11 protein-coding genes are annotated in these 16,541 nt (G+C 73.5%); 8 read left to right on the top strand and 3 right to left on the bottom strand.

Translation table 11 applies throughout. The annotated features are described in order from the left end of the window. The first annotated feature begins 11 nt into the window (after positions 1-11). From ABTZ54_RS31095 to ABTZ54_RS31115, 5 genes are all read left to right on the top strand, one after another. Entirely contained in the window at positions 12-800 is a 789-nt protein-coding gene (locus ABTZ54_RS31095; RefSeq protein ID WP_351669583.1) for a DUF427 domain-containing protein, read from the top strand. A 163-nt stretch (positions 801-963) separates the two neighbouring features. Then, positions 964-1,914: an alpha/beta hydrolase gene (locus ABTZ54_RS31100; protein WP_351669585.1), complete on the top strand. Its 951-nt coding sequence runs from the start codon at positions 964-966 to the stop codon at positions 1,912-1,914. Positions 1,915-1,947: 33 nt separating this feature from the next. Next, positions 1,948-2,676 (top strand): alpha/beta fold hydrolase, encoded by a 729-nt coding sequence (locus ABTZ54_RS31105; protein ID WP_351669587.1) that lies wholly within the window; start codon positions 1,948-1,950, stop codon positions 2,674-2,676. After that, positions 2,673-3,014, top strand: a complete 342-nt coding sequence (locus ABTZ54_RS31110; RefSeq protein ID WP_351669589.1) for a hypothetical protein — start codon at positions 2,673-2,675, stop codon at positions 3,012-3,014. Before ABTZ54_RS31105 ends, ABTZ54_RS31110 begins: the two co-directional genes overlap by 4 nt. Before the next feature lie 85 nt (positions 3,015-3,099). Further along, positions 3,100-5,871, top strand: a complete 2,772-nt coding sequence (locus tag ABTZ54_RS31115) for a helix-turn-helix transcriptional regulator (RefSeq protein ID WP_351669591.1) — start codon at positions 3,100-3,102, stop codon at positions 5,869-5,871. 16 nt (positions 5,872-5,887) lie between these two features. Here ABTZ54_RS31115 and ABTZ54_RS31120 read toward each other — a convergent pair whose 3' ends face one another. Then, positions 5,888-6,313 carry an OsmC family protein gene (locus tag ABTZ54_RS31120; protein WP_351669593.1) on the bottom strand — a complete coding sequence of 142 codons (426 nt, stop codon included), beginning with the start codon at positions 6,311-6,313 and terminating at the stop codon, positions 5,888-5,890. 135 nt (positions 6,314-6,448) lie between these two features. After that, positions 6,449-9,193 carry a helix-turn-helix transcriptional regulator gene (locus tag ABTZ54_RS31125; RefSeq protein WP_351669595.1) on the bottom strand — a complete coding sequence of 915 codons (2,745 nt, stop codon included), beginning with the start codon at positions 9,191-9,193 and terminating at the stop codon, positions 6,449-6,451. A 204-nt stretch (positions 9,194-9,397) separates the two neighbouring features. Between ABTZ54_RS31125 and ABTZ54_RS31130 the strand changes: the two genes are divergently transcribed. Beyond that, positions 9,398-10,831 carry an aldehyde dehydrogenase family protein gene (locus ABTZ54_RS31130; RefSeq protein ID WP_351669597.1) on the top strand — a complete coding sequence of 478 codons (1,434 nt, stop codon included), beginning with the start codon at positions 9,398-9,400 and terminating at the stop codon, positions 10,829-10,831. A 62-nt stretch (positions 10,832-10,893) separates the two neighbouring features. Further along, positions 10,894-11,754, top strand: coding sequence for a helix-turn-helix transcriptional regulator (locus ABTZ54_RS31135; RefSeq protein WP_351669599.1), 861 nt, complete (start codon positions 10,894-10,896; stop codon positions 11,752-11,754). 52 nt (positions 11,755-11,806) lie between these two features. Here ABTZ54_RS31135 and ABTZ54_RS31140 read toward each other — a convergent pair whose 3' ends face one another. Next, positions 11,807-13,489: an FAD-binding protein gene (locus tag ABTZ54_RS31140; protein WP_351669601.1), complete on the bottom strand. Its 1,683-nt coding sequence runs from the start codon at positions 13,487-13,489 to the stop codon at positions 11,807-11,809. A gap of 211 nt (positions 13,490-13,700) precedes the next feature. Between ABTZ54_RS31140 and ABTZ54_RS31145 the strand changes: the two genes are divergently transcribed. After that, a complete protein-coding gene (locus ABTZ54_RS31145; protein ID WP_351669603.1) occupies positions 13,701-16,514 on the top strand; it encodes a helix-turn-helix transcriptional regulator in 2,814 nt (937 codons plus the stop codon). The last annotated feature ends 27 nt before the right edge of the window (positions 16,515-16,541 follow it).

Here is a 16,541-nt window from a genome sequence, read left to right on the forward strand (position 1 = left end):
AGGCGGGCCTCATGGCAACCGAAAGTGTCCTTCACCCCAGCTTCATCGTCCCGGTCGGCCATATCGAACCCGTCCCGCGCCGGATCCGGGGCATGGTCGCCGGCCGGGTCGTCTTCGACACCCGCCGCGCCCTGTACGTGTGGGAATGGCAGGCCTACCCCCAATTCAGCATCCCCGTCGAGGACTTGGTCGACGGCACCCTCCGCGACGACGGGCACATGGAGCACCTCGGCGCCGGCCCGGCCCACCGCCACACCCTCCAGGTGGGGTCGGAAGTCCGCGAAGGCGCGGCATGGGTGTGGGGCGAGGGCGCGCCGGGCGCACTGCATGACACGGTGCGTTTCGAGTGGGAGGCGCTGGACTTCTGGCTGGAGGAGGACGAGCCGGTCTTCGCGCACCCCCGCAGCCCCTACTCCCGCGTCGACGCCCTGCGGTCGAACAGCACCGTCCGCGTTGAGCTGGACGGAGTCGTGCTCGCGCGGGCCGACGCCTGCGTCAAGCTCTTCGAGACCGGACTGCCCACCCGCTACTACCTCGACGCCACGGCCATCGACTGGACGCGGCTGCGCCACTCCGAAACCGTCACCCGCTGCCCGTACAAGGGGACGACGAGCGGCTACTGGTCCTTCGACAGCGACCGCGCCTCCCACCAGGACATCGCCTGGACCTACGAATTCCCGACCGCCCACGTCCACCGCATCGCGGGCCTGACCGCGTTCTACAACGAGCACGTCGACCTGTACGTCGACGGCTCCCTGCTGCCCAAGCCCGGTAATCCCGGCGCGACCCAGGCCGACTAGACGGGCACGCGAGGCGGCCGTCCGCCCGGCGCGTCACACAATGCCCGCCGGCCCGGTCTCAAGGGAGGAAGACACGTCCCGAGCTCACCTTCCGAGCTCACCCCCCCCGAGCTCACCCCCCCCGAGCTCACCCCCGAGCTCACCTCCCGTAAAGGACCGCACCATGAGTGACATCGTTCTCGAACCCGCCGCGCAGGCGTTCGCCGACGCCACCGCCAAGCCGCCGCTGCTGTACGAACTGGGTGTCGAGGGCGCCCGCGCGCTGCTGGACGAGGTCCAGGCCGCACCCGTCGAGAAGCCCGACGTGGACGAGAAGTGGATCACCGTTCCGGCGGAGGTCGGCGACGTGCGCGTGCGGATCGTCAAGCCCGTCGCCAGCACGGGCGTCCTGCCCGTGATCCTGTACGTGCACGGCGGCGGCTGGATCCTCGGCAACGCCGGCACCCACGACCGCCTGGTGCGCGAACTCGCCGTGGGCGCGCGGGCCGCCCTGGCCTTCGTCGAGTACGACCGCTCCCCGGAGGCGAAGTACCCCGTCGCCATCGAGCAGGCCTACGCCACCGCCCGCTGGATCACCGCCAAGGGCGGCGACGAAGGGCTGGACGGCTCCCGTATGGTCGTCGCCGGGGACTCCGTCGGCGGCAACATGAGCGCCGCCCTCACCCACCTGGCCAAGCGGCGCGGCGACGTCACCTTCCTGCACCAGTCGCTGTACTACCCCGTCACCGACGCGGGCCAGGACACCGAGAGCTACCGCACCTTCGCCCACGGGCCGCACCTGACCGCCAAGGCCATGGAGTGGTTCTGGGACGCCTACACCCTCGACCCCGCCGAGCGGAACCAGGTCACCGCCTCCCCGCTGCGCGCGACCCTGGAGGAACTGCGGGACCTGCCGCCGGCGTTCGTCGCCGTCGACGAGAACGACGTCCTGCGCGACGAGGGCGAGGCCTATGCCCGCAAGCTGACCCAGGCCGGCGTGCCCACCACGAGCGTCCGCTACAACGCCACCCTGCACGACTTCATGATGCTGAACCCGGTCCGCGGCACCCAGGCCTCCACCGCGGCGATCGAGCAGGCCGTCCACGTGCTGCGTAAGGCCCTCGGCACCCTCTGACCCCCGCGTACACGTCAGCGAAAGGCCACTTCCATGAGTGAGCACACACCCACCGTCGTCCTCGTCCACGGCGCGTTCGCGGACTCCTCCAGCTGGAACGGCGTCGTCGAACGGCTCCAGTCCCACGGCCACGCCGTGGTGTGCGCGAGCAACCCGCTGCGCGGGCTGAGCAAGGACAGCGACTACGTCCGCCAGCTCGTACGGTCCATAGCGGGCCCCGTGATCCTGTGCGGGCACTCCTACGGCGGCTCCGTCATCAGCGACGCCGCACACGGCCTCGACCACGTCAAGGCGCTCGTCTTCGTCGCCGCCTTCCTGCCCGACGAGGGCGAGAGCGCGCTCACCCTGTCGGAGAAGTTCCCGGGCAGCACCCTCGGCGAGACCCTGCGCTCCGTGCCGGTCACCCTCCCCGACGGCACCCGGGCGGCGGACCTCTACATCGACAAGAACGCGTTCCACCAGCAGTTCGCCGCCGACGTCCCCGAAACGACCACGGCGGTCATGGCCGCCACCCAGCGGCCCGTGACCGACGCCGCGCTCGCCGAGGCGGCCTCCGCCCCGGCCTGGCGCGACATCCCCTCCTGGGCCCTCGTGGCGACCCAGGACCGCAACATCCCGGCCCGTACGCAGCTCTTCATGGCCGAACGCGCGAAGGCCACGACCGTGACCGTCGACGCCTCGCACGCGGTCGCCGTCTCCCGCCCCGGCGACGTCGCCCGCCTGATCGACGAGGCGGTACAGGCCACCGGAGCACACCCGTGAGCACGGAGGAGCAGGTCGCCCGCGGGCTGGCCGACCTGGAGACCTACCTGTACCGGGAGGCCCACCTCAGCGCCGCCCGGCTGCGCGTGAACGCCTTCATCGCGCGATCGGCGGGGCTGACCCGCCAGCAGAAGAGACACATCGAGGAGTGGTACCTCGACGAGCAGAAGTACGTCGCCGGGATGGTGACGCAGCACATCGCCGACAGCATCGCCGAGGCCGACGCCGCCCAGCACCGGCGCCTTCCGCGCCTCCTGCACCGGCTGCTGACCGCCGTGGCCGTGCTGAGCCTGCTGACCCTCGCCGGCACGGCACTCACGGTGAACCTGCTCCTGTGACCCGCACCGCGGGCGGCGCGCGGCGACGACGAGCCGCCCGCGGGCACCGTGATCACCAGAGGTATCGTGGCCGCGGGAGGCGGCCATGGCGAGGGACGGGGTACAGACCGGGCTCATCGGGAGACACGACGAGTGCCGGCTCCTCGACGACCTGCTCACGCGGGCCAGAGACGGCCGCAGCGGCGTCATCCTGATACGCGGCGAGGCCGGGATCGGCAAGAGCGCACTGCTCCACCACCTGACCGGCCGGGCCGACGGATTCCGCGTCGTACGCGCCGCCGGCGTCCAGTCCGAGATGGAACTGTCCTACGCCGCCCTGCACCAGCTCTGCGCCCCGCTCCTCTCCCAGCTCGACCAGCTCCCCGGGCCGCAACGCAACGCCCTGCGCACGGCATTCGGCATGCAGACGGGGCCCACCCCCGACCGGTTTCTGGTCGGCCTTGCCACCCTGGGCCTGCTCGCCGGAGCCGCCGCCGACCAGCCGCTGCTCTGCCTGGTCGACGACGCACAGTGGCTCGACCACGTGTCCTCCCAGACACTGGAATTCGTCGTACGCCGGCTGCTCGCCGAATCGGTTCTCCTCGTCCTCGCCGTCCGCGAGTCCGGCCCCCGCTACGTCCTGCCCGACCTGCCCGACCTCGAACTCCACGGCCTGAAGGAACAGGACGCACACCACCTCCTCGACTCGGTGACCACCGGCCCGCTCGACCCGCGGGTACGCGACCGGATCGTCGCCGAGACGCGAGGAAACCCCCTCGCCCTGCTCGAACTGCCCCGCGGCCTGACCGCCGTGGAGATGGCCGGCGGCTTCGAAGGCCCCACCGCCCGCCCCCTCGCCGGCCAGATCGAAGCGGACTACCTCCGCCGGATCCGGGCCCTGCCCGCCCCGGCACAGCACCTGCTGCTCCTCGCCGCCCTCGAACCGGTCGGCGACGTCTCCCTGCTGCGCCGGGCCGCCGAACGCCTCGACATCCCGCTGGACTCCGCCGTCACCCACGCCGAAGCATCCGGCCTGCTGACGCTCCGCGCCTGGGCCCGCTTCCGCCACCCCCTGGTCCGCTCGGCGGCACACCGCGCCGCCGACGCCGAGGAACGACGCCGCGCACACCAGGCACTGGCCGACTCCATCGACGCGAAAGTGGACCCCGAACGCCGGGTCTGGCACCTGGCGAGCGCCGCCACCGGGCCCGACGAGGCCGTGGCCGCCGAGCTCGAACGCTCCGCGGACCGCGCCCACCGCCGAGGCGGACTCGCGGCCGCGGCCGCCTTCCTGCACCGGGCCGGCGAGCTGACCCCCGACCCCGAACGGCGCGGTGCCAGGACCCTGGCCGCCGCCCGGGCCAAGTTCCAGGCAGGCGCCTACGACACCGCCCGCGAACTGGTCGACATGACCGACCCGACCCAGCTCGACGTGGTGGGGACCGGCCGGGCCGGCCTGCTGCGGGGACAGATCACCTCGGCCGCCCAGAGCGCCAGCGCCGGACTGCCCCTGCTGCTCGCAGCCGCCCGGCAACTCCAGCCGTACGACGTCGAACTGGCCCGCCAGACCTACCGGGACGCCATCTACGCGGCCCTGACCGCGGGCCGGCTCACCACCGGCGGGGTCCGCGACGTGGCCGAGGCCGTGCTGAGCCTCCCGGACCACGGCCGCGCCGCCGACCGCGAACACCTCCTGCTGACCGGCATCTCGCGGATGGTCACCGAGGGCTACCCCGCCGGCGCCCCGCTCGTCCTCGACGCCGTGCACGCCTTCCAGGCACAGCGCGGCACCCCGCAGGACGCACTGGGCTGGCTGCCGCTCGTGTGCCGCATGGCACACAGTGTGTGGGACTTCGCCGCCTGGTCCGAACTCTCCGCCCGCCTCGTCGAGTTCGCCCGGGAGGACGGAGCACTCGCCGTACTGCCCTCCGCCCTCCTGCTGCGCCTGTCGAACCGGGCCTTCGCGGGCGACCTGCGGGCCGCCGACTCCCTCAGAGTCGAGGCCGACGCGATCGGCGAGGCCACCGGCAGCAGCTTCTTCGCCCACTACGGAGCCCTCGTCGTGGAGCCCTTCAAGGGCCGTGAAGCCCCGACCAGGCAGGCGATCGCAGCCGTCACGCACGACCGGCTCCTGCGGAACGAGGGCAAGGTCGTCACCGCCACCCAGTGGGCCGAGGCGGTCCTCTGCAACGGCCTGGGCCGATACGAGGAGGCCTGCGCCGCCGCCGAGCGCGGCTGCGCGAACCCGCAGGAATTCGGCCTGTCCCACCAGTCCAGGGTCGAACTCGTGGAGGCGGCCGCCAAGCTGGGCCGGCCCGAGCGCGCGGCCGAGTCGGTGCGCGTGATCGAGGAGATGGCCCGGGTCAGTGCGACACCCTGGGCGCGGGGCACCTCGGCGGCCGTCCGCGCCCTGGTGGCGCCGGAAGCGGACGCCGAAGCCCTGCACCACGAGGCCGTCGAACAACTGGACCTCGCCCAGACCCGCATGGACAGTGCCAGGGCGCGGCTGCGCCACGGCGAGTGGCTGCGCCGCGCAGGGCGGCAGGCACAGGCGAGGACCCGGCTGGGCGAGGCCTACGAAATGCTCGCCGAAGCGGGCGCCGAGGCGTTCGCGGAGCGCGCCCGGCGGGAACTGCGGGCCGCCGGCGTGAAGACGCGCCGACGGGCCGCGGCGACGACGGTCACCTTCACCGCGAAGGAGGCGGAGATCGCCCGCCTGGCCCGGGACGGACTCACGAACCCGGAGATCGCCACCCGGCTGCTCCTGAGCCCGCACACGGTGGAATGGCATCTGCGCAAGGTGTTCACGAAGCTGGGGATCTCCTCACGCAAGGAGATCGGCTCGGTGGAACTGGACACCGTGGCGACCACGCCCTGACCCGCCCGCACCCCGCTCAGGGCGCCGACGGCCGGTCCAAGGACACCGGCTCGGGTTCCGCGAGCAACGCGGGTACGGTCACGATCTCCATGTCCCGCGTCAGCAGACGGTGCACGGGGCAGCGCCCGGCCGCCGCCAGCAACTGCTCCCGCTGGTCCGGCTCCAGGGCACCGGTCAGCCCCACGTTCTTGACGATGCGCCCCGGACCTCCGAACCGGACGGCCACATCCACCCGCTCCAGCGGCCAGCCGTGCCGGTCCGCCATGGCCCGTACGGCCATCGACGTGCACGACCCCAGCGCGGCCAGCACCAGCTCTCCCGGCGTGGGCCCGGCATCGGCACCCACCGGCTCGGGTTCGTCGGCGGTCAGCGTGTGGGCGCCGATCGTGACGGAGCGCGTGAGCCGCTCGCCCTCGGCGACGCAGACGAGACGCGTGATCATGGGTCTTCCTCTCGGCAGGGATCCAGGACCGCGATGCAACGCGTCCCGCCCTACAGACCGGGCCGGCGCCACACCTGTGACAGCCGACCCACGCCCCCCGTGCTCTCCGGGGCCGCCCCGCTCAGCCGACGCCGGTCACAGCGCCGTGCGCAGGGAACGCCGGGAGGAGACGCCCAGCTTGGCGTACACCTTGCGCAGATGCCACTCCACCGTGTGCGGGCTGAGGAACAGCTCGGCACCGATCTCGGAGTTGGTCAGCCCGTCCCGGGCCAGCCGCGCGATCTGCGCCTCCTGGGCGGTCAGCGTCGCCGTGGCGTCACCGTCACGCCGGGCCACCGACTCACCCGCGGCCCGCAGCTCACGCGCGGCCCGCTCGGCGAAGGCCTCCGCACCGAACCCCGTGAACAGGGCGTGTGCCGTGTTCAGCTGCTCCCGGGCGTCACCGCGCCGGCCCTCGCGCCGCAGCCACTCCCCGTACAGCAGGTGCGCGCGGGCCAGATCCGTCGCGAAGCGCGTACGCCCGAACCGCTCGATCGCCTCGCGGTAGCACTCCTCGGCGGCGGCGCCCCGGTCCAGCAGCGCCCTGGAGCGAGCCTGGACGCCCAGCGCCCAGTCCGTCCCGGCGGCCCCCGTGGTCTTCACGAGCCGGTCCACAGCGGCACGGGCCGCGTCGAGGCGGCCGCTGCGCGCGGCGGCCTCCACCAGCTCGATCAGCCCCGAGTTGGCCGCGACCAGGTCCTGCGGGTGCGCGCTCGCCGCCCGGGCCGCGTCGAACGCCTCCTCGAACCGGCCGAGGCCGTTGAGGAGTACGGCCTCGGCCCGCCGCGCGATGGCCACGCCGATGCCCTCACCGCGCCGCACGGCGCTCTCCACGCCCTCCTTGATCAGCGGCAGCGCCTCGTCCGCCCGGCCGCGCCAGGCGGCCAGGGTCATCGTGCCGAACGGGGTGAAACGGTGGCCGACCGCTTCCTGGACGCGGACGATCTCCGCGATCAGCAGGGCCGCCTCGTCCAGTTCCCCGGCCCAAGTGTGAACGACCACCTGGGAGTTGAGGGCGAGCGGCAGCTCGGCCAACGCGCCGACCGCGCGGGCCGTGCGGACGTGGCGGGCCACCAGCTCCGCCCAGCTCTCGTCGTCCCACACCTCGGCCGCCAGCGCCGAGGCCAGCCACGACCGGCGCAGGATCTGCTCCGGGTCGCTCTCCCGGCGGAACAGCTCCAGGGCCCGGCGCGCGGACGGCACCACTTCGAGGTCCTCGTCGGTGAGCCGGGCGGCCAGGGCGTCCAGCAGCGCGTCGGCGGCCCGCGTCGCGCCATCGGGCGAGGACGGCGTCCTGCGCGCGGCCATCGCCACCTCGCGCGCGTCCGCGCCCGTGGCGAGGCGGCCGGCGAACAGCGCGGCCGACAGGGCGTCCAGGAACGTCTCATGGGCCAGATCGGCGTCGCGTACGAGCAGACGGCGCGCGGTGGCCAGAAGCAGCGGCACCGCTTCGCCCAGGCGCCCGGAGGCGAAGGCGATCTGGGCATGGACCAGGTCCGCGCGGGCGCTCTGCAGGTCGTCGAGGGCTTCGCCGCGGGCCAGCGCCAGCAGCTCGCGGGCCGCGCCGGGCGCACCGGTACGCAGTTGGGCCTGGGCCGCGTCGAGCGCGAGCGTCGCCTTGCGTCGCGGGTGGGAGGTCAGGACGGCCGCCTGGGCGAGGAAGGCGGCCGCCGCGGCGGTGGCGCCGCGAGCCGCCGCCCGGCCGGCCGACGCCTCCAGTTCGGCGGCGATCGACTCGTCCGGCCGCACCGTCGCCCGCGCCAGGTGCCAGGCACGGCGGTCGGGGTCGAGGTCGGGATCGGTCACTTCCGCAAGCACCCGGTGGGTCTCTCGGAGTTCGGCGAGGTCGGCCGAGCGCAGGACGGCGGAGCGCAGCAGCGGATGCCGAAAGCGTATGAGCGCCCCGGCCACCAGCAGGCCTTCCGCCACCGCCGGGTCGATCGCGCTCGGGCTGATGTCCAGCCGTCCGGCGGCACGCCGCAGCAGGGCGACGTCACCGACCGGCTCGGCGGCGGCGACGAGCAGCAGGCGCCGGGTCGCGGGGGGAAGGCCATGGACCCGGGCGACATAGCTGCGCTCGATACGGCACGACACCGAGCCCAAACCCGGGGTGTGCAGCGCATGCTCCGTCCCCATGTCGGGCCGGTCGTGCGGCAGTTCGAGCAGAGCCAGCGGGTTGCCGCGCGCCTCGGCGAGGATGCGGTCGCGGATCCGCGCGTCCATGGGACCGACCGCCGACGCGCTCAGCAGACTGCGGGCGTCGGCGTCGTCGAGGCCGTCGACCAGCAGCTCGGGCAGGCCCGCCAGCTCGTCGTTGCCGCGCTGCTCGCGGGAGGCGAACACCAGGGCCATGGGTTCGGCGAGCATCCGGCGCGCGACGAGCGCCAGGGTCTGCGCGGAGACCCGGTCGAGCCACTGGGTGTCGTCCACGAGACAGAAAAGCGGCTGCTCGGCGGCCACGTCGGTGAGCAGCCCGAGGACGGCGAGGCCGACGAGGAACCGGTCGGGCGGCGGACCGTCACTCAGGCCGAACGCGGTGGCCAGAGCATCGCGCTGCGGAGCGGGGAGGCGCTCGATGCGATCGAGGAACGGGGCGCACAGCTGATGCAACCCCGCGAACGGCAACTCCATCTCGGACTCGACACCCGCCCCACGGGCGATGCGGTGCTGTCCGACGCGGGTCTCCAGATGGTGCAGCAGAGCGGACTTCCCGATTCCGGGGTCGCCGCGCAACACCAGTACGGCGCTGTGCCCGGCCTCTACCTCGGCGGCCAGGGCGTCGAGCGCCTCCCGCTCACGCCGCCGACCGCGCAGCTGCCTCGAACCGTCTCCACCGCTCATTCTGACCCCCGCACGAGGGGAGCATAACAATCGCCCGGGCGCCCGGGACGGCAGAGGTGAAGCGCTTGCCGCCGGCCCCGGCCAGGTCCCGCGCGCCCGGCCGGCGGCGCACGACGGAAGCCGACGGAAGCGACGGGGCGGTGACGCGGATCATGGGCCTGGGAGAGCATGGATGCCGTGCGCCGAGCGAGGTCTCCTGGAGGCATGAACAAAGAACACACGGCCTCCTTCCCCGCACCGTCCCACTGGATCGACGGCCGCGCCGTCCGCGGTTCCGGGCCGCCGATCGACGTGGTGAATCCCGCGGACGAAACGGTCGTCGCCACGTTCCGCGAAGGCACAGCCGAGGACCTGGACCTGGCGGTCGGCGCCGCGCTCGCCGCGTGGGACGGATGGGCGGCGACGCCGGTGCGGCACCGGACGGCCGTCATGCGGCGCCTGGCCGAGGGCCTGGACAAGCGCCGTGAGGAGCTGGCGACCGCCATCACCCAGGAGATGGGCGCGCCGATCGGCTTCTCCCGGCAGGCGCAGGCCGGCTTCCCGGTCGCCTCGGTCCTGGCCGCGGTCGCGACGGCCGAGCGGTTCGAGTGGACGTCCGAGGTGGGGAACTCGCTTGTCGTCCGCGAGCCCATCGGCGTCGTCGGGGCGATCACTCCCTGGAACTTCCCGCTCCAGCAGCTCGTGACCAAGGTCGTCCCCGCCATGCTCGCGGGCAACACCGTCGTCCTCAAACCGTCCGAACTCGCCCCGCTCAGCGCCCGCGTGTTCGCCGAGACCGCCGCCGAAGCCGGACTGCCCGACGGCGTGTTCAACGTGGTGCAGGGCACCGGACCGGTCGTCGGCGAGGCCCTGGCACGGCACCCGAAGGTCGACATGGTCTCCTTCACCGGATCCACCCGGGCCGGCCGGGCCGTGTCCGTCGCCGCCTCCGGCACCGTCAAGCGGGTCGCCCTCGAACTGGGCGGCAAGGCGGCCCACATCATCCTTCCCGAGGCCGACCTGGACACCGTCGTCCCCCGCGGTCTCGCCTTCGCCTGGGCCAACGCGGGCCAGGCCTGCGGCGCGTACGTACGCATGCTCGTACCCGAGGGACTCCAGCAGGAGGTGGTCGACAGGCTGCGGGCAGCGGCCCAGGAGTACGTCGTCGGCGACCCGGCCGACGAGGCCACACGGATCGGCCCGCTCGCCTCGGAGACCCGGCGCCGGTGTGTCGACGACTACATCCGCCGCGGCATCGCCGACGGCGCCACGCTCGTGGCCGGCGGCCCCGGCCGGCCCCAGGGCCTTGACAGCGGCGCCTACGCCCGGCCCACGATCTTCTCCGATGTCGACCCGCGGTCGGTCATCGCCCAGGAGGAGATCTTCGGCCCCGTGCTCGTGGTCATCCCCTACACCGACGACGACCACGCCGTCGAACTGGCCAACGGCACCGTCTACGGGCTCAACGGCGCCGTCTCGGGCGACCAGGAGCACGCCCTGGCCATCGCCCGGCGCCTGCGCGTGGGACAGGTCGACGTCAACGGCGGGCAGCACAACTTCCAGGCACCCTTCGGCGGGTACAAGCAGTCCGGCAACGGCCGCGAGATGGGCCGCGCCGGACTTGAGGAGTTCCTGGAGACCAAGGCGATCACCCGGTGAGGCGCCACGGTGACATCCCATCGGCCGTGGAAGAAAAGGGATGGGGGAGGGGAGGGGCGGCGATGACGGACCGGGCAGCCCTGGCAGCCTTCCTGAGGACCCGACGCGAGGCGCTCCAGCCGGAGGACGTCGGCCTTCCGCGCGGGCGCCGCAGGCGTACCGGAGGACTGCGGCGCGAGGAGGTCGCGGCGCTGTGCGACATGTCGGCGGACTACTACGGCCGCCTGGAGCAGCCGCGCGGCCCCCGCCCCTCGGAGCAGATGCTCGCCGCGCTGGCCCGCGGCCTGCGGCTGTCCATGGAGGAGCGCGACCACCTCTTCCGGCTCGGTGGCCACGCCGTGCCACGCCGCACGCGCAGGGAGGACCACGTCGAGCCCGGGACGATGCGCATCCTGGACCGGCTGGAGGACACCCCCGCTCTCGTCATGGACCAGCTCGGCCGGACGCTGAGGCAGACGCGTCCCGCCGTGGCCCTGCTGGGCGACACGACGGCGTACACCGGCTGGGCGCGCAGCGCCCACTACCGCTGGTTCACCGACCCCGCCTCGCGCCTGATCCGCCCGGAGAGCGAGCACGACGAGCACAGCCGTCTGCTCGTGGCCGATCTGCACGGCGCCCTCGCCCGCGACGGTGCGCAAGCGCGGGTGGCCGAGCTCGTCGATGTGCTTCTTCAGGCCAGTTCCGAGTTCGCCGGCGTCTGGCGCAGGCGTCCCGTGCCGGGGCCTTCCTGCGCCCCCAAGCGTTTCCTCCACCCGCAATTGGGGACGCTGGACCTGCACTGCCAGACCCTGCTCGACCCCGGCCGCTCCCACCGGCTCGTCGTCTACAGCGCCACCCCGGGAACCGAGAGCGCCACCAACGTGCGGCTGCTGTCCCTGCTGCCCGATCGGCTGTCACAGAACGGCGGCGTGCGCGGTCGTTAGCGTATGAGTCACGCGGCGCGGCAAGAGCTGCGCCGCACGCGCCCGCTCCACGTCACCGGGGCTCACGCAGCACCCCGGTGGCCGGGGACCACACCAGAGAGACCCCCGGCCCCGGCCCCAGCCCCGCCCCGGACCCGGCATCGGGCCGGTCGGGCCGGTCGGACCGGTGGTGACGACCGCCCAGGGTCTCCCGGCGTTCCCGCGCGCACTCCAGCGTCGCGCGCGCGGCGAGCAGCGTCGACCTGAGGTCGTACGCGTACGCGAGGTCCTGGAGGCCGCCGATGTCGATGTGGATCCCGGCGTACGCGGTGCGGGCCTCGATCCCCTCAAGTCCGTCGAGCCCGGCGGCGAGCCCCGCCTCGTCGCGTACGACGCCCGCGTGCTCGGTCATCAGGTGACGTACCGAGCGCAGCAGGGCCCGGACGTTCTGGTCGCCGTCGGCCGCCAGCAGGCGGGTCACGTCCGTCTCCGCGGCGCGCACTGCCGCGGGGGAGCGCTGCTGCACGGTGAGCCGCGCCGAGTACTCCGCCGCGGCCCGGCCCGCGATCCGGCCGTGGACGAGGAGTTCGAGCAACGCGTTCTCCCGCAGCCGCTGCGCGCCGTCCGGTGCGCCGGCCGCCTCCCCGATCACGTAGAGCCCGGTGACCTCGGTACCGTGGTCCTCGGACCGCACCCGGACACCACCCAGGGAGTACTGGGCCGTCGGCGTGACCTCGACCGGGTCGCGGGTGATGTCGAGCGTCTGCAGTTCCAGCAGGCTCTGGTGCATCTGGGGCAGCCGCGTCAGGACGGTCTCGCGCGGGAGATGGGACAGATCGAGCCACACCCCGCCGGACCGGGTGCCCCGCCCCGCCCTGATCTCGGTGCAGGCGGCCGCCGCGACCCGGTCCTGGCCGCAGCGCTCCAGCTGCTCGGGCTCGTAGCGCGTCATGAACCGCTCGCCGAGGTTGTTGAGCAGCACGCCGCCCTCACCGCGGGCCGCCTCGTCGAGGAGCAGGCCGGCCGCGTGCTCCGGCCCGACCAGCCCGAGAGGATGGAACTGCACCAGCTCGGGGTCGCGCAGCCGCGCGCCGGCCTCGGTGGCGAGGCGCAGGGCGTCGCCGCCGCTCTCGTCGCGGCGCGACGACGTACGCCGCCAGATACGGGTGTGCCCTCCGGTCGCGAGGATCACGGCGTCGGCGTGCGTCAGGTAGCGCGAACCGTCCACGAGGTCGAACCCGTAGGCGCCGAAGACCGTCCCGTCGTCGACCAGCAGCCGGGTGACGTACACGCCGGTGAGGACGGGGATCCCGAGCTCGGCCGCGCGGATCCGCAGCGCCCGGTGCACGCCCGGCCCGCCCAGCTCGCCGGCGCACGCCGTACCGTCGTGCGCGTGGCCGGACCGGCGCGGGCCCTGCCCGCCGTGCTCGGGGCGCGGGCGCTGGCGTCCCGTGTCCTGGCCGCCCCGCTCCGCGTAGCGGGCGACGGCCCGCGCGGTGCGGGGGTCGGCCAGCAGGCGTCCCTCGCGCAGGGTTTCGGCGGCGTGCCGCTGCCACACCTCGTCGGGCTCAGAGCCGGCCGCGGGCCACACGGGGCCCGCGGACCCGATGGCCGGGGGCGCGTTCTCGGTCATGCTCTTGGCCACGACGACGACCGACACTCCGGCCTCAGCGACCTCGATGGCCGCACGGAGGCCTGACCCACCGGCTCCCACCACGAGAACGGATGTGGCGAGCTGGTGTCCGAGCGAAGACATGGGGGACCTCCTGCGGCGGGTGGGGAACATCGGCACTGGTCGACCGGACAGCGGTCCCGTTTGTGACAACTGCCGGGGACTTTCGGACGTGGAGACCGTCACAGGCGGCGAACACACAGGGTGTGCGCCGTTCCGGGTATCGTTTCAAGACTTGTTCCGACCACGATGCAAGAACCCCTTTATCCCCAGATGTCCTGAGGAGCCGCGTCGCATGATCGCCAGCCCGCTTCCCGACCTGGTAGGCCGGCAACGCGAGTGCGCGGCACTCGACGACCTGCTGTCCGGGCTGAGCGACGGCGGGTCCCGCATCCTGGTGATCCGCGGCGAGGCCGGCATGGGCAAGTCCGTGCTCCTGGAGTACGCGGCCGCCCAGGCGACGCGGGTGAAGGTGACCTGGGCGCACGGCATCGAGGCGGACATGGAGCTGCCCTACGCCAGCCTGCACCAGGTGTGCACCCCCTTCCTCGGGGAGCTCGACGAACTGCCAGAACCTCAACGCGACGCCCTGCGCGTGGCGTTCGGCATGGCCGCCGGAGATCCCCCCGACCGCTTCCTGGTCGGCCTGGCCGTGCTGACCCTGCTCACCCGGGCCTCCGAGACCCGGCCGGTTCTCGTCCTGGTCGACGACGCCCAGTGGCTGGACCAAGTGTCCCTACAGACACTGGAGTTCGTGGCACGCCGACTGCTCGCCGAAGCCGTCGCCATGGCCTTCGCGGTACGGGACCCCGAAGGCGGGGCCGCCCTCAACGGACTGCCCACCCTGCGCCTTGAGGGCCTGGACACCACCGCGGCCGGCCGACTCCTCGAATCCGTCGTCGGCGGCCGCCTGGAGAAACGGGTCCGGGACCGGTTCGTCACGGAGATGGACGGCAACCCGCTGGCACTGCTGGAGTTCTCCCGAGGCCGCAGCGCCGCCGAGCTGGCCTACGGTCTCGACTCCTCCGTCCGGCCCGGCGCCTACGGACCGGTCGCCGGCCGCGTCGAACGCGACTTCGCGGGCCGGATCGCCTCCCTGCCGGAAGCCACCCGCACCCTGCTCCTGATCGCCGCCGCCGAACCCGTAGGCGACGCACGCCTGCTGGTACGCGCCGCCGCCCGGCTCGAGATCGTGCCCTACGCGGCCCCCGCCAAAGCGGCCGGACTGATCGAGTTCGGGGAGTCGGTCAGATTCCGCCACCCCCTGGTCCGCTCCGCCGTCTACCAGGGAGCCACACCCGAGGAACGCCGGACGGTCCACCGGGCACTGGCCGACGTCACCGACCCGGTCCTCGACCCCGACCGGCGCGCCTGGCACGCCGCCCAGGCCACCGACGGGCCCGACGAGGACGTCGCCGCCGGGCTCGAACAGGCCGCCGACCGCGCGCGTCAGCGCGGCGGCATAGCCGCCGAGGCGGTGCTGCTCGAACGCGCGGCCGAGGCGACACCGGACGCCTGGGCACGCGGCCGCCGAGCCCTCGCCGCCGCCGAGGCACACTTCTCCGCCGCCGCGCCCGACCGCGCCACCGAACTGGCCACAGTGGCCGAACTATGCCCCCTGAGCACCCTGGACCGGGCCCGGCTGACGCGCCTGCGGGCCCGGATCCTGTTCGCCCGCAGCCGCAGCGACGACGCGGCACCGCTGCTGCTGGAGGCCGCGGCGCAGTTCACCGCCGCCGCATCACCGCTGGCCCGCGAGACCTACCTGGAAGCGATCAGCGCGACCATCTTCGCGGGCCGTGTCCACGGTCCGACCGGTGCCCGCGCGGCGGCGATCGCCGCCCGCGAATCGGGGGCACCCGCTTCCGGCTCCCAGGCCGCCGACCGCCTTCTCGACGGCGTCGCCGCACTGCTCGCGGACGAGCCCGACACCGCGGTCCCGGCGCTGCGCGGCGCGCTGGACCTGCTGGTGCACGAAGAACTCGCCACCCGCGAGGCGGTCGTGCGCTGGCTGCTGCTGATCCCGGTCGCCCTGGAGGCGTTCATCCACTACGCCTGGGACCTGCACGCCTGGGACGCACTGTCGGCCCGGGCCGTGCGCCTGGCCCGCGACGTCGGAGCACTCGGCGCGCTGCCCCCGGCCCTCATCTACGCCGGCGGCGTGCACATCCACTACGGCAACTTCCCCGAGGCCGACCGGATGATCGGCGAGGCCGACGCGCTCGCCGCCGCCACCGGCCACGCCCCGCACCAGTACGCGACCCTGGTCCTGGCGGCGTGGCGCGGCGAGGCGGACGTCGCCACCGGCATCATCGACGAGGCCCGGCAACAGGCCGAACAGAGCGGCGAAGTCTCCCTGCTCGGCGCCACCGGCTACATCCAGGGAGTGCTCTTCAACGGCCTGGGCCGCTACGAGGAGGCGCTGGAGGCCGCACGCAAGGCAATCGACCACGACGGATTCAACTTCACCGGCCTGTCGCTGGTCGAACACATCGAAGCCGCCACCCGGTGCGGCGAACTCGACCAGGCCCGCGCCTCACTGGCCCGCCTCATCCAGCTCACCGGCCCCGCCGAGTCCGGATGGGCACGCGGCGCCGCCGCCCGCTGCCGCGCACTGACCACCGACGGCGAGGAGGCCGACACGCTGTACCGGACCGCGATCGAGGAGTTCCAACGCGGCGGCGTGGCCGTCGAAGTGGCACGCACCCACCTCCTCTACGGCGAATGGCTGCGCCGCCACCAGCACCGCTCCGCGGCCCGGGAACAACTGCGCACGGCCCACCAGATGTTCGACGGCATGCGCGCCCACGCCTTCGCCGAGCGAGCCCGCCGCGAACTGCTCGCCACCGGCGAACACGTCAGCGTACGAGAGGACCGCCCCACCAGCTCCCTGACCCCCCAGGAGTTCCAGGTCGCCGCACTCGCCGCCGACGGCATGACGAACGCGAAGATCGGCGCGGAGCTGTTCATCAGCCCGCACACCGTGGAGTGGCACCTGCGCAAGGTGTACGTGAAGCTGGGCATCAACTCACGCCGCGCACTGCCCGGCGCCCTCGGCGACGCCCCGGCCGACGCCCTCCACGACCAGCACACGGTACGCAGCGCCTGACATCCGCCACGGGACCCCACGGCCCCG

The organism is Streptomyces sp. NPDC094032, from assembly GCF_040303965.1.
GTDB lineage: Bacteria > Actinomycetota > Actinomycetes > Streptomycetales > Streptomycetaceae > Streptomyces.

Bases quoted from the DNA above. Each gene is read 5' to 3' on its own strand.
- ABTZ54_RS31140 (WP_351669601.1), bottom strand. From the start codon at position 13,489: ATGTCTTCGCTCGGACACCAGCTCGCCACATCCGTTCTCGTGGTGGGA.
- ABTZ54_RS31120 (WP_351669593.1), bottom strand. From the start codon at position 6,313: ATGATCACGCGTCTCGTCTGCGTCGCCGAGGGCGAGCGGCTCACGCGC.
- ABTZ54_RS31095 (WP_351669583.1), top strand. From the start codon at position 12: ATGGCAACCGAAAGTGTCCTTCACCCCAGCTTCATCGTCCCGGTCGGC.
- ABTZ54_RS31125 (WP_351669595.1), bottom strand. From the start codon at position 9,193: ATGAGCGGTGGAGACGGTTCGAGGCAGCTGCGCGGTCGGCGGCGTGAG.
- ABTZ54_RS31100 (WP_351669585.1), top strand. From the start codon at position 964: ATGAGTGACATCGTTCTCGAACCCGCCGCGCAGGCGTTCGCCGACGCC.
- ABTZ54_RS31130 (WP_351669597.1), top strand. From the start codon at position 9,398: ATGAACAAAGAACACACGGCCTCCTTCCCCGCACCGTCCCACTGGATC.
- ABTZ54_RS31145 (WP_351669603.1), top strand. From the start codon at position 13,701: ATGATCGCCAGCCCGCTTCCCGACCTGGTAGGCCGGCAACGCGAGTGC.
- ABTZ54_RS31135 (WP_351669599.1), top strand. From the start codon at position 10,894: ATGACGGACCGGGCAGCCCTGGCAGCCTTCCTGAGGACCCGACGCGAG.
- ABTZ54_RS31105 (WP_351669587.1), top strand. From the start codon at position 1,948: ATGAGTGAGCACACACCCACCGTCGTCCTCGTCCACGGCGCGTTCGCG.
- ABTZ54_RS31115 (WP_351669591.1), top strand. From the start codon at position 3,100: ATGGCGAGGGACGGGGTACAGACCGGGCTCATCGGGAGACACGACGAG.